This is a genomic window from Pseudoalteromonas sp. OOF1S-7, from assembly GCF_022347765.1.
Taxonomy (GTDB): Bacteria; Pseudomonadota; Gammaproteobacteria; order Enterobacterales; family Alteromonadaceae; genus Pseudoalteromonas.
The window spans coordinates 30,949-45,198 of the sequence record NZ_JAKRFZ010000022.1; the positions used below are offsets into that span (position 1 = coordinate 30,949).

15 protein-coding genes are annotated in these 14,250 nt (G+C 48.2%); 7 read left to right on the plus strand and 8 right to left on the minus strand.

Translation table 11 applies throughout. From position 1 onward, the window contains the following. Window positions 1-59: 59 nt before the first annotated feature. The gene (locus tag MHN33_RS21500; protein ID WP_239401238.1) at window positions 60-800 is read left to right on the plus strand and encodes a ferredoxin--NADP reductase; all 741 of its coding nucleotides are present in this window, start codon (window positions 60-62) and stop codon (window positions 798-800) included. Window positions 801-918: 118 nt separating this feature from the next. Continuing rightward, on the plus strand, window positions 919-1,377 hold the full coding sequence (locus MHN33_RS21505; protein ID WP_239401240.1) for a nuclear transport factor 2 family protein: 459 nt from the start codon (window positions 919-921) through the stop codon (window positions 1,375-1,377). A 70-nt stretch (window positions 1,378-1,447) separates the two neighbouring features. On the opposite strand, the gene MHN33_RS21510 is transcribed toward MHN33_RS21505, so the two are convergent. Further along, a complete protein-coding gene (locus MHN33_RS21510; RefSeq protein WP_239401306.1) occupies window positions 1,448-2,293 on the minus strand; it encodes a tetratricopeptide repeat protein in 846 nt (281 codons plus the stop codon). A gap of 217 nt (window positions 2,294-2,510) precedes the next feature. On the opposite strand from MHN33_RS21510, the gene MHN33_RS21515 reads away from it, so the two are divergent. Both MHN33_RS21515 and MHN33_RS21520 read left to right on the plus strand, forming a co-directional pair. Next, entirely contained in the window at window positions 2,511-3,245 is a 735-nt protein-coding gene (locus MHN33_RS21515; RefSeq protein ID WP_239401242.1) for a transporter substrate-binding domain-containing protein, read from the plus strand. A 131-nt stretch (window positions 3,246-3,376) separates the two neighbouring features. Beyond that, complete coding sequence (locus tag MHN33_RS21520; RefSeq protein ID WP_239401244.1) at window positions 3,377-4,867, plus strand: hypothetical protein; 1,491 nt, start codon at window positions 3,377-3,379, stop codon at window positions 4,865-4,867. Window positions 4,868-4,932: 65 nt separating this feature from the next. Here the strand turns inward: MHN33_RS21520 and MHN33_RS21525 are convergent, their stop codons facing one another. The 3 genes from MHN33_RS21525 to MHN33_RS21535 form a co-directional block, all read right to left on the minus strand. Next, complete coding sequence (locus tag MHN33_RS21525) at window positions 4,933-5,229, minus strand: hypothetical protein (RefSeq protein ID WP_239401246.1); 297 nt, start codon at window positions 5,227-5,229, stop codon at window positions 4,933-4,935. A gap of 154 nt (window positions 5,230-5,383) precedes the next feature. After that, window positions 5,384-6,019 (minus strand): response regulator transcription factor, encoded by a 636-nt coding sequence (locus tag MHN33_RS21530; protein WP_239401248.1) that lies wholly within the window; start codon window positions 6,017-6,019, stop codon window positions 5,384-5,386. Continuing rightward, window positions 6,012-7,106, minus strand: a complete 1,095-nt coding sequence (locus MHN33_RS21535; protein ID WP_239401250.1) for a histidine kinase — start codon at window positions 7,104-7,106, stop codon at window positions 6,012-6,014. The genes MHN33_RS21530 and MHN33_RS21535 overlap by 8 nt, the downstream gene beginning before the upstream one ends. A gap of 188 nt (window positions 7,107-7,294) precedes the next feature. Between MHN33_RS21535 and MHN33_RS21540 the strand changes: the two genes are divergently transcribed. From MHN33_RS21540 to MHN33_RS21550, 3 genes are all read left to right on the plus strand, one after another. Continuing rightward, window positions 7,295-8,068, plus strand: coding sequence for a hypothetical protein (locus tag MHN33_RS21540; protein ID WP_239401252.1), 774 nt, complete (start codon window positions 7,295-7,297; stop codon window positions 8,066-8,068). A 205-nt stretch (window positions 8,069-8,273) separates the two neighbouring features. Then, entirely contained in the window at window positions 8,274-10,928 is a 2,655-nt protein-coding gene (locus MHN33_RS21545) for a reprolysin-like metallopeptidase (protein WP_239401254.1), read from the plus strand. Beyond that, entirely contained in the window at window positions 10,918-11,274 is a 357-nt protein-coding gene (locus MHN33_RS21550) for a hypothetical protein (protein ID WP_239401256.1), read from the plus strand. Before MHN33_RS21545 ends, MHN33_RS21550 begins: the two co-directional genes overlap by 11 nt. Window positions 11,275-11,376: 102 nt before the next feature. On the opposite strand, the gene MHN33_RS21555 is transcribed toward MHN33_RS21550, so the two are convergent. The 4 genes from MHN33_RS21555 to MHN33_RS21570 form a co-directional block, all read right to left on the minus strand. Then, window positions 11,377-11,802, minus strand: coding sequence for a hypothetical protein (locus MHN33_RS21555; protein WP_239401258.1), 426 nt, complete (start codon window positions 11,800-11,802; stop codon window positions 11,377-11,379). Beyond that, a complete protein-coding gene (locus tag MHN33_RS21560) occupies window positions 11,789-12,619 on the minus strand; it encodes a DNA-binding domain-containing protein (RefSeq protein ID WP_239401260.1) in 831 nt (276 codons plus the stop codon). Before MHN33_RS21560 ends, MHN33_RS21555 begins: the two co-directional genes overlap by 14 nt. Beyond that, window positions 12,612-13,448 (minus strand): DUF692 domain-containing protein, encoded by an 837-nt coding sequence (locus tag MHN33_RS21565; protein WP_239401262.1) that lies wholly within the window; start codon window positions 13,446-13,448, stop codon window positions 12,612-12,614. The genes MHN33_RS21560 and MHN33_RS21565 overlap by 8 nt, the downstream gene beginning before the upstream one ends. A gap of 83 nt (window positions 13,449-13,531) precedes the next feature. Then, window positions 13,532-13,990, minus strand: coding sequence for a hypothetical protein (locus tag MHN33_RS21570; protein WP_239401264.1), 459 nt, complete (start codon window positions 13,988-13,990; stop codon window positions 13,532-13,534). Window positions 13,991-14,250 lie beyond the last annotated feature (260 nt).

Here is a 14,250-nt window from a genome sequence, read left to right on the forward strand (position 1 = left end):
TTTACCTCACTTTATGCCAGATTTAAGGGGCGGGCATAGTAAAATGATCGGGAGCAATTATGGCAAACTGGGTGAATGGTAAAGTGGTCGAAAAGCTGTGGTGGACACCCAGCTTATTTAGTATCAAAGTGGCGGCAGACATCGACCCTTTTTGTGCCGGTCAGTTTACCAAGCTGGCTTTGCCTGTTGAAGATAAGAAAGTGTCTCGCGCATACTCTTTCGTTAATGCGCCTCAGGACCCACTACTCGAATTCTTTCTGATCGAAGTACCGGATGGTCAGTTGTCTTCTCCACTGGCCTCGTTAGACATTGGCGATGATATTCTGGTGGCAGGTAAACCCAGCGGATTCTTTACACTCGATGAAGTACCGGACGCCAGCGTACTGTGGATGCTCAGCACCGGAACCGCGATAGGTCCTTTTTTATCAATGCTAAGTGATGGCAAGCTATGGAAGCGGTTTGATAAAGTGGTTCTGGTGAATGGTGTGCGTCATGCGCAGGACTTATGTTATCAAGACATGCTACTGGATACCGAAAAAATATTTAAGCAGTTTAATTATGTCCCTTTGGTCAGCCGCGAGCGGGCCGAACATACGCTGTCCGGGCGAGTCACAAGTTTGCTGGAAAGCGGTGAACTGAGCCGCCATTGTGGTTTTGACCAATTACCCGCAGACAGTCAGTTTATGTTGTGTGGTAACCCGCAAATGGTGAAAGATACCAGCGCGTTATTGCAGACCATGGGTTTTTCACGGAATCGGCGTGCAAAACCAGGCCACATTACGGTAGAGCAGTATTGGTGAGTTAATGGTAATGTATTGAGAGATTGACACCGTAACAGCGTGAATCTTGCCTGAACCTGTATTCTGATCCGCGAATTTGTTATCTTGCAGGCCAAATTGTCCCATCAAAAGGTAATTTATGAAGTACCTACTTGTTCTGATTGTGCTAATCTACTCTGTTTCCGGGCTGGCAAACCCGGCGCTTGATGAAGAGGCCAGTGAATATCAGCTAGCAAAGACAGAGCAGGAGTTAGCGGCCGAAGCTGTGGTAGACAAGCTTATCATGGCATACAACGCACAGAATATTCGCCAGTTCATAGAGTTATATGCAGAAGACGTTGAGTTTTATATGTATCCACAAACGCTGATGTTTAAGGGCAAAGAAAAACTTATTGAGCGTTATGGACTGATGTTCAAAAAAATGCACTGTCTTAAAGCAACGTCAATAAAGCGAGTGACGCATGGCTCAATCGTTATTGATCATGAAACCTCAGAGATCTGCAGTACAGAGCCGGGTGTCGTTGATAAACGCTCAGAGTTTGTCACTAGCTATCAAATTGAAGAGGGTAAAATTAAAAAAGTGGTGTTTTTCCGCTAATCACAAAAGCGCACTGACTGAGTCGTTCTAGTCAGATGCGCCATTTTGGGACTTGTTATGGCTGGTGTTACTACCAGTGCTCTACCAGCTCTTTAAAGCTTGGGTTAGTTTCCAGCACCTGAAATGACGGTTCGTGTGTTAGTTCGTTTTTCAGGTTGGGTGAGTAAGCCAGGGCCATTTTAATGTCGGCTATGGCATCTGCTTGTTGTTCCAGCATGGCATAAGCACAAGCGCGTTGCCAGTAGGCGTAGCCGTAGTCGCTGTCGATTTCTAGTGCCTGGTTACACAGGTTAATGGCCGGACCGGTTTGCTCCAGTTCCAGCAGTGCATCTGCCTTATACACCAGTGCTTCGACGTCATCAGGCTGGCGCTTAAGGATTTCGTCATACATCTCGATTTTACCTTGCATATCACTTTCCAGATTGGCCCGCATCCACAATGAATGGACCTCATTGGTGATGGTGATTTTGCGGTGGTTATTGAGGATTTCTTCTGAGCGCTCTTTGAGCTTTTCCTCCAAGGTGCCGAGTCTTTGTTCATACTCTGCCGTAATATCGCCCACCCGATCATTAACGGTTTCTTCTACCTTATTTTTGATATCGCGTAGTGAGTTCCAACCGGCCAAAACCAGCAGTGAGGCGGTCGCGGTAATAATAAATAACACGTTGTTGATGGTGTCTGTGGTGTAAGTCAGTGCCCGGTCGGCAGCATCCAGTTGTTTGTGAGTGAGCTGTAAGGTGACATCTTCACGTAATTTTTGCTGATCCTGCCGTAAAGACTTTAATTCATCCAGCACATAGCGTTCCATTAGCGGGCGATACATGGGCTCTTTCAGCTGTTGTAATGCTTGTTGCTGCTGCTGTTCAGTCAGGGTTGTTGTAGGTTGTGAAGCGTGTGCGGTAAGGGTACAGCACATCAGTAAAGAGACGAAAAGGAGGATATTTTTTAACATAGCAGTGATCTGTTTGAGAGTTTGGTCTAGCATGTTGCATGAGAGGCTCAGAAATTGCAAAGTCTGCGGATGTAGTTGCGCAGGTTCTGGTCGAGATAGCAGGTATTGAGGTTAAAAATATTGCATGAGGTATTGCACGGTATTTAGGGGAGGTTTTTTAACTTTGCTGGCATCGCTGGTCATGTCTCTCGATTTAGTCGCCGCAAATCTGGAACCGCGTCCCGTGATTGTGCCCTCACCTGAGCCGGACATCCAACTCCAGGTGGTAACTGAAGAATGGGTGCCTTACAACTTCATCAATCAACAGGGGCAGGTCGATGGGCGTGCAACCCAAAAAGTGCGCGAAGTGCTGGACGCTGCTGGTGTCAGCTACGAAATTCTGGTTTTCCCCTGGACCAGGGCGATGAAAATTGCGCAGACTCAGCCCAACACCATGATTTATTCGATTTTTCGAACACCCGAGCGCGAAGCCCATTTTGAATGGGCGTGTCCTTTGTTAAGACCGGTCAAAGAGCATCTCTTTCGGTTAGCCTCCCGAAACGATATAAAGCTTAATTCACTTGACGATGCTAAGCGCTACATTACTGCTTTGGTCAGAGGCAGTGTGACCCATGAATATCTGCTCTCCAAAGGGTTTAAGGGCGGTGTCAACCTGGACTTGTCTGCTGAGCCCAGCTCGTTGGCCAGAAAGCTACTGGCAGGGCGGGTAGATTTTCTGATTACCACAGAGTTTACCATCTATGAGGCGCTGCGTCTGATCGGTAAGCCCTACGAGACAGTTACTTCCGCGCTGGAAGTACGTGACCGTTCGGGACAGAGGGCGTGTATGGCATTTCATCCTGGCACAGAAAGTGAATTCATTGATAAGATTCGTCGGGCTCTGGCGGAGCACAACCGAAGTTATATTGGTCCTTAATTGGTTCTCCATTTACCCATCTTTTTCAACTTTATTGACGACTTCTTGAACAAATTTGACGTCTCTGTCACAGTGACAATGCAACACATTCTGTTTGCTATCAAATAAAAATATAATCAAGGAGTTAGAGTATGAGTATAGCTAGAATTTTAATCCCGCTGTTAGGCTCTCTGATATTGGCCATGGCGTTCAATACCAAGGCAATGACTTTGTCAGAGTTACACCAGATTAAAAAGGGCAAGTTTTTTCTCGCTGGTAACACACCGGATGAACCGGTTGTGAGTTTAGCGCTTAAAAAGCGTGGTGCAGGTGAATACAAAAGTACAAGTTCAAGCGCGCTGCAGTGGCGTAAAACGGCAGATGGACTCCAGGCCACCCTCCAGTCACCCGAGCTAATATGGGAATTTACTGAGCAGGGGACGCCTTTTCGTTCAGAGATCTATCAATGGAGTGTATACCCTAAAGGCAGCGGCGATGAAGTGACCTATGTTCAGCATATTCGTATAGTGCGGCTGGATACTATGGAAGTGGTGGAGACCAGCCAGCAGAGTTTTTCCGGCTTGTTATTATCGGCAAAAGCGATGGATGAATGGCCTACTGATCTGGCTGAAGGGGTCTGGTCGCTGCCGGCTGTTGATCATATATACCAAGGTGCAGACTCAGTATCTGTATTTGGTGATGTTGATGCGCGCTTTTTTGCTAATGGGCGTGGCGAGATAACACATTATGACAACAGCACCAGTCGTTTCAAGTGGCGTTTAAGAGGGAATCGTTTGTCTTTAAAGTATTGGCGCAATGGTGTGAAAAAGAAATTTACATTCAGAATTGTAGAGCCGGTCAACGGAATTGGTCTGCGTGTGATTGCCACTTTGCATGATACCGATAATACTGCGCCATTGGTCCGTACGGGCTTCATGATTAAGCAACAGGATCTGCACTTCAATTACGACAATACGGTAGGTGCTTGGCGCAGCGGCGATATTCGTTACGATTACTATGAAGACCATATCCATATCCCAAACCTGGCCTTCCCTGCGTCCCTTTGGGCTTTTAATCAGAATGGGGAAATAGAGCGACAGAAGATAGTGCACCCAGAGCTGGGCACCGTGACGGTGTGCCCCGATGATACTTGCTATGTTTCTTGTGTTTTCAAGATGAAGTTACTGGCGCGAGATAATGATATCTTGTACATCTCATTTACATCGGATTCTGAGCTGGTACCGGGCGGTCCTCATGTCTTTATGGGTAAAGCCGTCAAACCTTTTCAGCTGAAAAAGCAACATAGTGTATCTGGTTTTAACTATAGCTGGCTGAGCCAAACTAGGTTTACGGTGAAATCAGGGGACGAGTCTGAACTTTACTTCTTTTCATTAATGCCGACAGCTAATGGCGAGTGGGAGTATCTTTATTCAAAAGGCACCCCCAGAAATGTTCAGGGACAATTCTCCGTGGTGGACGGTAAGCTTCATCTTTCTGCCACTGACGGAGCGGTCCAGGTCGTTGAAATAGTGGATGCTAATCGCAAAGCGATATCGGTTTGTCGTTACCCTCTTGGTACCCAGTGTGGTGCTGGTGACGAAGCAACTATGGTATTTCACAACGGGTTAGAGCAAATTAAGTAAATAATGGAACCAGGCTGCCTTGCGCAGGAGCCTGGTTCCATTATTCTGGCCAGTTGTCAGTGGCTCTAAACGGCTGTACTAGGTAGAAGCTGATATAAAGCGATGACAACAACAAGCGAAATACCAATGAGCAGGTAAGGTGAGCTTGTTGAGCGCTCGTTGGACTGAGCAACCAGATGTTTTTCATACAACTTGCGGCCATAGCCTGCATTGCCATCCAAGCGTGTTTGCGAGTAGCGGGGAAAAGCCAGAATACCCATAGTGGCAAACAGGGCGGCATTTACCCAATGTCCTTTCAGTAGTGTCAGTAATGCCAGCGTCAGCAAGGCAATGCCCGAGATCCATCTGATTAAATAAGCCATAGTGCGTCCGATGCAATAATAAAACAGGCTGTACTCTAGAGTTTGAGTTCTAATCTTGCAAGTGAATCGCCCTCAATATAGGTAAATTACAGGTTTAACCTATTTCTCTCACTCATTGAGTGGGTTATATCTCACATTTAGTGAACGTCTGGTATTAGCTGTTTTGCTGCACCAGGCCCAGTTCTACCGCTTTGAGTGTAGCCTGAGTGCGATCTCTAACCTGCAGCTTGCTGAGCAAATTAGAAACATGATTGCGAATAGTGCCTTCGGCCTTAAAGAGCTGGGCCGCAATTTCTTTGTTAGATAGCCCTTGTGCGATGAGCACAAGTATCTGCTTTTCGCGGTCAGTCAGCTCGGCCAGCACCGACTCTGCGTGTTTAAACACAGTGCTCAATGCACTCTGGATCACCAGCTTTCCGCAGTGCACAGCTTCAATAGCAGCTTCCAGCTCCTCCAGTTCAACGTCTTTTAGCAGGCAGCCGTTGGCTCCCAGTTGCAGGGCTTGCTGAAGCTTTGTGGTATCGTCAAATGTGGTAAGGATCAGTACTTTGGGTGCTGTTTGTAACCCGCTGAGTTGCTCCAGCACGCCAATCCCATCGAGCTCGGGCATACGCATATCCAGTAACACAACATCTGTATCAATCAGGCCTGCTGTGTAGTCGTTGATAAAGGCCAGGCCATTTTCAGAGCTGCTGCTACATTCGATATTTCCGCACAATCCCAGCAGTGCCTGCATGCCCTGCCGGACGAGCGCCTGATCATCAACTAAGTGAACTTTTATTTTATGCATTAACTGGTGTTTCCTTAAAACTAACTTGTACAACAAAGCCTTCGGATGAACTTTGCCAGGCAAAGTCACCTTTGAGTTCTCTCACCCGTTCTTGCAGGCCGAGTAAACCATTACCGGGCTCATTTTGCTTAGCAGGCGAGCCATTATCGATAATTTTCATCTTAAAATCCGCCTCGTCATTGGGGCAAAATTCAATGCTAAGGCGAGTGGCGTTACTATGTTTGAGGGTATTGGTGATGCTTTCCTGACAAACCCGCAAGATACAATGCGTATGGCTCAGGCTTTGCAAAACAGGATGCGGATAGAATGCCAGCGAGATTTCGATTCGGGGCACGTGATGGATAAGCTCCGCCAGAACCGCTTCCAGATCAAGAGGCTGCTCAGCACGTTTATCGCTGACCAGTGTGCGGATTTTCTCCAGCGTTTCGCGCGCCAGCGTATAGCTTTGTTGCAGCTGAGACTTGAGCGGCTCCTGCGCAGTTCTTCTGGCAACGTCGAGATTAACAATCAGGCTGGTCAGCTGATGGCCCACATCATCATGTAGTTCTCTGGCTAAGTGAAGTCGCTCTTGTCGTGAAACCGATTGCCCCAGTAAAGACTGGGTAGCCAGCAACTGGCTGTTGGCCAGCTGAGCCTGCTCTTTAGCGGCACGTTCCTGGCGCATCCTATGGCTTACTACGTAAGAAAATAAGTGAAACGAGGCAAACAACCCGGTTTCTACCCAGGGCCATGGCTGGGCCCAGTAGAGAATTTGAGTCAGTGGATAGGCAAGACTTGCAAAGATTATGTAGCAATAGGATTGCACCGGTGACAAATAGAAGGTCAATATGGCAATGAGCATTACACTGTAAATAAGGTAAACCGATGAGGGCAACATAAAGCCTGCGCTCAGGATCAGAACGGCCATAATCGCAAGTAGCCAGTACCTGACGGCATAGCCGTAGCTTTGCTGAGATTCATTGGTTACCAGCAAAATAAGCGGCAGCAGCAGCAAGTGAGGTAACCAGGTCCAGGCCGGAGCCTGAGAGAGCGCAAGGAGGCTTGGAATGGCAACCGCACACCAGGTGACAAGTGCTGTTACAAGCATAGATGGTTGATATTGAAAGTAAGACTGCACAGTAAAGTCATCGTTTGTATTGATATTCTGTACTTATATCAGATCCGAGCAAGAAAGGCAGTATGACGAATGTCATTGTGTTTTAGTGACAATAGTGACATGAAGGGCGAATGGCTTTTCCCTATTCTGAACCAACATCAATTCAGGAGTAAAACGTCATGCAACACATTCATCAATTTTCACTGTTCATCCATATCATAGTGGGTAGTTGTACGCTGCTCTTATTTTGGGCACCTGTTTTGGCTAAAAAAGGGGGAAAGGTGCACAACCTGTCGGGCAAAGCCTACGTTTATTGTATGCAGCTTGTCGCCTTAACAGGCATTTTGTGCTGTGCACTGGTTTTGTTTGATCCCGTTTCCATTTATCAGGAGGCTTTTGAGCAGGCACAAAACCAGGCTGAGTTCATCCAAAACGCGCATGGACGGGCCAGCTTCCTGCTTATGTTGTCTTTCCTGGTCTTGACATCCGTTGTGCATGGTGTTCGAGCGCTCAAAGACAAGGCACCTCGTCAGTCATTAAGGCGGGCTGATATGATGTTCAACTACCTTGCCCTATTGTGTAGTGCACTTTATGTGGCTTATCTGGGCAGTCAAAGTGGCCAGGTGTTATATCTGGTGTTCAGCGTTATCGGTATGCTTGTGGCGATTAAGATGATGCGCTACACGTTTGCACAGGCAGTGCAGCCCAGGCAGTGGGTGATTGAACACCTGAGCGCGATGATCGGCTCAGGCATAGGGGTGTATACTGCATTTAGCGCTGTAGGAGGCCGGTATTTACTCGTTGAGATATTGGGAGAGCAGGCTATTTTAATGGCATGGCTGGCACCTTCAGTGGTGGGCACTCTAGCTCTGGTCGTCGCGAAACGTAAATATCAACAGCGTTACCGGGTGGCAGGCAAAGGCAAGTTAGCAGGCCAGGCTGAGCCGATCTAGATACCTACATTTGCGATTATTCTCTGTAAAAACAACCTGTTAAACTGCTCAGATAAGTGTGCCTGAACGTGCTGGAATAAGTAAACTGTTTAGGTACATTTATTAATCCTGAGATAAAGCGCCTCCAAATGAGTGCGAACCGTCTATGCTTGTATTTACATGGTCAAATTATGACCCAAATGACAACAGTTCGACGGGGCTAACTATGAATAAACTCTCACTGATATGCCTGATGCTGCTTTTCAGCTGTCATAGCGCGTTTGCAATACAGTTAATTGACCAGACCCACTGGACTGCGCTTGAGCGAGATAGCCAGCTTAAGCGCATGCACACCGAGCAATACCTGGAACTCGACTTAGCATCCGTCAGAGCAAAGTTTGTGGCTGCAAACACGCTGGACATGGCGTTGCCACTACCTAATGGTGAGTTTGTCACCTTTCGTCTGGAGCCCAGTCAGGTGATGGCGCCAGAACTGGCAAGAAAATACCCGGACATCATGACCTTTAAGGGAGTGGGGCTGGGAGAGCCCGGGAATTTTGGTACTTTTGATCTGTCACCCAAAGGATTTCACGGGATGTTTGAGCATCAGGGAAAAACAGTTTATATCGACCCGCAATCTGCATCTCATCGCTATCGCAGCTACTATTTTAACTCAACCAAGCAGCATTCACTTTCAGCTGATATCAAACGTCATCCGCCGCTCCGGTTTCCCGGTATTTCAGATGTCATGGTAAATAAACCAGGTGACCTGATGCAAACCAGTCAGATTAGTGAACGGATAGTCTATCGTCTTGCGGTAGCGGCTACCGGAGAGTATACCGCTTATCATGGTGGTACACGGGCTCTGGGTTTGGCAGCCATAGTGACGATGGTTAACCGGGTTAATCAGGTGTATGCCCGGGATCTTGGGGTGACCTTTCAACTTGTTGCTAATAATGATTTGATTGTTTTTCTGGACGCTGACACTGACCCATTTACCAACACTGATCAGGACATAGACGGGGATATTATAACTCAGGCAATAGAAAGCGTAATGAGTGACGCGGACTATGATATTGGCCACCTGGTTGTGACGACCGGAGGCGGGGTCGCCGGGCTTGGGGTAGTATGCACAACCCAGAAAGCAGCAGGTTTGACAGGCAGTCCGGAGCCTGAGACTGATGCGTTTTATATTGACTATGTTGCCCATGAAATTGGTCACCAGCTGGGTGCCGAGCACACCTTCAATGGTTTGGTCGGAGCCTGTCAGGGAAACCGCGCTGGGCTATCTGCCTACGAACCTGCCAGTGGGTCGACCATCATGGGATATACCGGTATTTGTGGTGAACAGGATTTACAGCAAAACTCAGATCCGTTTTTTCATTTACATTCCATAGAGCAAATGGTGGAAGTAACTCGTCAGGGAGTTGGTAACACGTGTGGTACTCGCACTGAATTGAGTAATCAAAGTCCGGTTGTTGAAGCAGGCGATAATTTTACGATCCCTGCACGTACGCCTTTCACTTTAACAGGCAGTGCGACAGATTCTGACTCAGACACACTAAGCTACAGCTGGCAACAGTTCGACCTGGGCACAGCGACCAACAGTGCTAGTCAGGATGCGATTGATGCTGGCACCGGCCCCTTGTTCAGAGTGTTCAACCCAACCATGGGCCCGAGCAGAACCTTTCCCAAATTAGTCGATATTCTGACCAACAGTGTAGCGTATGGGGAGGCCTATCCAACGACGAACAGAACCCTGAACTTTCGGCTGGCAGTACGAGATGGTCAGGGGCATGTCGCCAGTGATACGATGCAAGTGACTGTGATCGACTCAGCGACCGGGTTCACCGTGACACAGCCCGACAGCAGCAGCCAGTGGCTTTCTCAAACCCACACAGTGACCTGGGATACCGCGAACACTCAGAATGCGCCGGTATCTTGCAGCAGAGTGAGTATCAGCCTGTCAACGGATGGTGGAATGAACTTTGGCACGTCGCTGGCGAACGGGGTTGATAATGATGGAGAGCAGGATGTGGTCATCACGTCGGCAATAAGCACTGACTCTGCTCGCATCAGAGTTAACTGTACTGATAATGTCTTTTTTGCAATCAGCTCGGGCAACTTTACGATTAACTTTGATGGCCCGCCAGCCCCCATAAAACCCGTATTTGTTTCTCAACAAGCGCTGTCTGTTGCTGAAGACCAGCGGATACAGATAAAAAAAGAAGACCTTAATTTTGAGCTGGGTCTGGCAGTGGATTCAATTACTTTGTTTCCCGGCGCTAATTATACTCATACAGATCTAACAGTGTCCCCGAGCGAAAATTACAATGGAGAGCTGCAGATATCTGCAATTGCAACTAAAAATAGTCAAAACAGCGATATGTTCACCATCAAGGTGACAGTAACGGCGGTCAATGATGCGCCTGTGGCGCAAAATGACACCTTCGACGTCGACTTTCAGGCTCAGCAAGTGTTGCTAACTGTACTGAGTAACGACACTGATGTAGATAACGATCCACTGAGTATCTCGTCGGTGGACTATCAGGGTAGTGGTACGGTTACCATTGTTCAAAATGGTTTGGTTTATACTCCTGGCAGCGAATTTTCTGGCACAGATACCATCAATTACACCGTGACAGATGGGAACGGCGGCAGTGCAACGGGCCAGGTTACAGTAACGGTAGCGGCTGCACCCGCAGAACCGGAGCCAGAACCCGATCCGCAGCCAGACCCTCAACCTGATCCACAGCCGGATCCACAGACTCCTACACAGTCTTTGGATGACGGCGGTTCAGGCGGTGGCTTATTTGTGATGCTCTGGTTATTGATTACACACCTGTGCATCCGGGCAGGAGTAAAAAAGTATGAAGGGTAAACTCACCGCAGTGGGCACCCTGCTTAGTGTAGGCCTGACTATGGGGTGCCAGGGGATGCATAAGCAACAAGAAGCCAGTGTTGATGACAAGCTTCAGCAAGCACTCGCAGAAGCCTTGGACAAGCAAGACTTTCGTTTGTTCTACACGACGGGCCGACGGCCCGTCGTGCCGGGCTTTGAACAGTTTGCATTCAAGGATCTGGAAGCGCGTTGTGGTGTGAAAGTCATGCCCGGAACGGGGGACACCTTGCGCAGTGAGGCAGATAAAGCCGCACGTAGTGAAGCGTACCAGTACGCCAAAAGTTATAATCTTAAGATATATGATGCGTGCTTAAACAAACTGTGATCGGTAGCAAAACGACAGCGGCTGTTGAAGGACAATGACTAAATGATGGGCCAGTCTGTGTATTAATATCAGACTGCCAATGTGCGCATGCAGGCAACCAGGCTATTCCAGTCTATTGAGTATCTGTTTTATTTCAGTGCGCACATTGTCTATGTCTTTAACGACTAAATCAACGGCCTGGGTGCTGGCATCAATACTTTGCCAGTTTTCTGACCAGGTTGCTTTGAGCGTAGTGGCACTTTTTTGTAGTTCGCCATTGGTCAGATAACTGAAGTCATTGATTAAGCCTACACTTATCCAGCCTTTGCGTGGGCTGCCTTCTACCTTGTTTTGATCATAATGGGCGATGTAAATCAGCTGCTCAAGTTGTGCCAGCTCTTTGAGCATTTCAAAGCAGGCGGTTCGAATATTGTTGTTCTGTTCCGAGACCTCAAGTCGCCAGGCATTGTAAGCAAAGCCGACAAAAGCAAACAGCATACTGGCAATCAGGCTAAGCTGGTACAGACGAATTTTTTCACTGAGCTTCATGATTTTCCTTATCGGGTTGATCTGGTGTGTTCACAGGCAGCGTGTACTGGCTAAGCCAACCTGCATTCAGCGCTTTTTGTAGTAATTGCATCACGGCATGTGTGCCTGTTTCAGTATCCTGATGCAGCCTGGCTGCGGCCTCGCAAACGAAGCTAAAGGGCAGACCGTCACTTATTGCTTTCAGGCACACATAGTCACTATGAGAGAGCGGATGAAACGCGGTGCGCAGATCCATTTCGCGAACAATTAACCAATAACGCGACGCTGGGAGCTCGGGTTGCGGTGGGGTATCTGCCTGCTTGAGTGCCTGCCAACTTTCAACCGCGGCAAACTGACAGCAGAGCAATCGTACACTTGGATGAAGCGTAAACATTACATTGGGCCATAAATTAGCCGGAACCTGTTGCAATGCCTGAATTGTCAGGCGCGTGTCATCCGGCGCATCAAAAGCTTGTAGTAACAGGCGTTCAAATAAAGCCATTTCACTCAGGATCCCATGTGCAGAGAAGGGGGGCTGATGCGCCAGAAATGTGGGCAGGCGGTCGCCAAAGTGTCGTAAGGAAGGATCACAAGAAGGGTACTGAGCAAGATATCCCTCGACCAGCTGATCAAATAAATCATCGCCCAGATAGCGCCCTAACATCTCATGGTCTTGCTCCAGCACTTTGGTCAGGCGAATACGATAGGCATTGTGGTAAATAGCGGCCCTGTCTTTGGCATCCAGACCTGGTTGCGGCGCAATGTGGTTTGTCAGATCTGAAGCTGCGCCATTAAGCATATCGATAAACGCTTGCTGTAGTTTGGCTAAGTCAGCCATTCGACCTCCAGCTCTTTGGTGCAATCGCTCTGGCTTGATGCAGCTCTGCCATCAGGGTTTTAAAAGGAGGAAAGTTATCATCTCTTTCGATCATAGTATTAACGGGCGGTCTGGATTGGGTGTAACGCTGGAACAATTGCCAAACGGCATCACATACAGGTTGATCATGTGTATCGACAATGTGACTGCCGAAGTCGCTGTGTCCGGCCAGGTGGATCTGTGCAACGGCCTGTTGTTCAATTGCGTTGAGGTAATCCATCGCGTCGAACCCGTGGTTTCTGGCACTAACATAAACGTTATTGATATCCAGCAAGAACTGACAGCCCGACTGACGATGCAGTGCACAGAGAAAGTCCCACTCTGTCATCTGTGACTGATGGTAGGTCAGGTAACTGGACACATTTTCGAGGATAACGGGGCGTTCCAGAAAATCCTGAACAATGCGTAATCGCTCACTCAGGTGCGCCAGCGCTTCTTCAGTGTATGGCATCGGCAGCAAATCATGACTGTTAAAGGCTCCCAGTGAAGAGAAACATAAGTGATCAGAAATCCATACTGGGTTCACACGGTGTATGGTGCGTTTGAGTTGCTTAAGATAATCGAAGTTTACCTTGCAAGTGCTGCCAATGGACATAGACACACCATGCATGGCAATGGGGTAGCGCTCTTTGATCTGCTCAAGATAATGCCAAGGCTTGCCACCGTCAACAAAGTAGTTCTCAGAGATAATCTCAAACCAGTCCACGTCTGGCTGAGTTTGGATAATGTCTTCAAAATAACAGGTTCTGAGCCCCAGGCCAAACCCCAAATAAGGAGGTGATGTGTTCAATGTAACTCCGTTTCAAGCTCAAGGTGAGGGCCAGCAAGTCAGGCTCGCCGGGAGCGGTACTTGCTGACTCAGGTGGTGGTTGGTTAGCTGTCGGCTTTACCGCCGATATCCTGACAGGCTTTGGCTGGCATTTTTACAAATCCGGTGCCCTTACAGGAAGCATGACCACCACAGGCGTTATTAGCGGTTTTACAATCATTATGACCACCACAAATATTCACATCGTGGCACTTAACCAGGTCGGATTTAGCAACGGAGCCGACCCACTCATCTTTTACATTACCGCCAACATCTGCGCAGGCTTTGGCTGGCATTGCCACAAACCCGGTACCTTTACAGCTGGCTTGTCCGGCGCACGCGTTGCTTGACGTTTTACAGTCATTGTGGCCACCACAAACATTAACATCATAGCAATGCACCAGATCTGTGCTAGCGGCGTTTGCGCCTGTGCTAGCCGTATTGGATGACGAATTATCGGTTGCATTGCACCCTACCAGACCTGCAACCATGACCGCCATCGCGGCCCCTGTTAGTGCTTTCATATTATCTTCCTCATTGAGTGTGTGCCAGACAGAGTGTGGCGGTTTTCGATCCACAATGACTGCTATGTCACTATGTATAGGTGGTTCAGCAGCATGTTCATGCCCGTACTTATCGGTAGCTATTTGCTACCTGAACATGCTGCTGTAACGACAAGACCTGTATCCAGTGGATTTCATTTCAGTGTAGTCGAAAATTTTTTGTCCGGGCGCTGAGTTAAGCACTCAGGCTACCAACAATTGAGAGGAGTGATTCTTGGCGG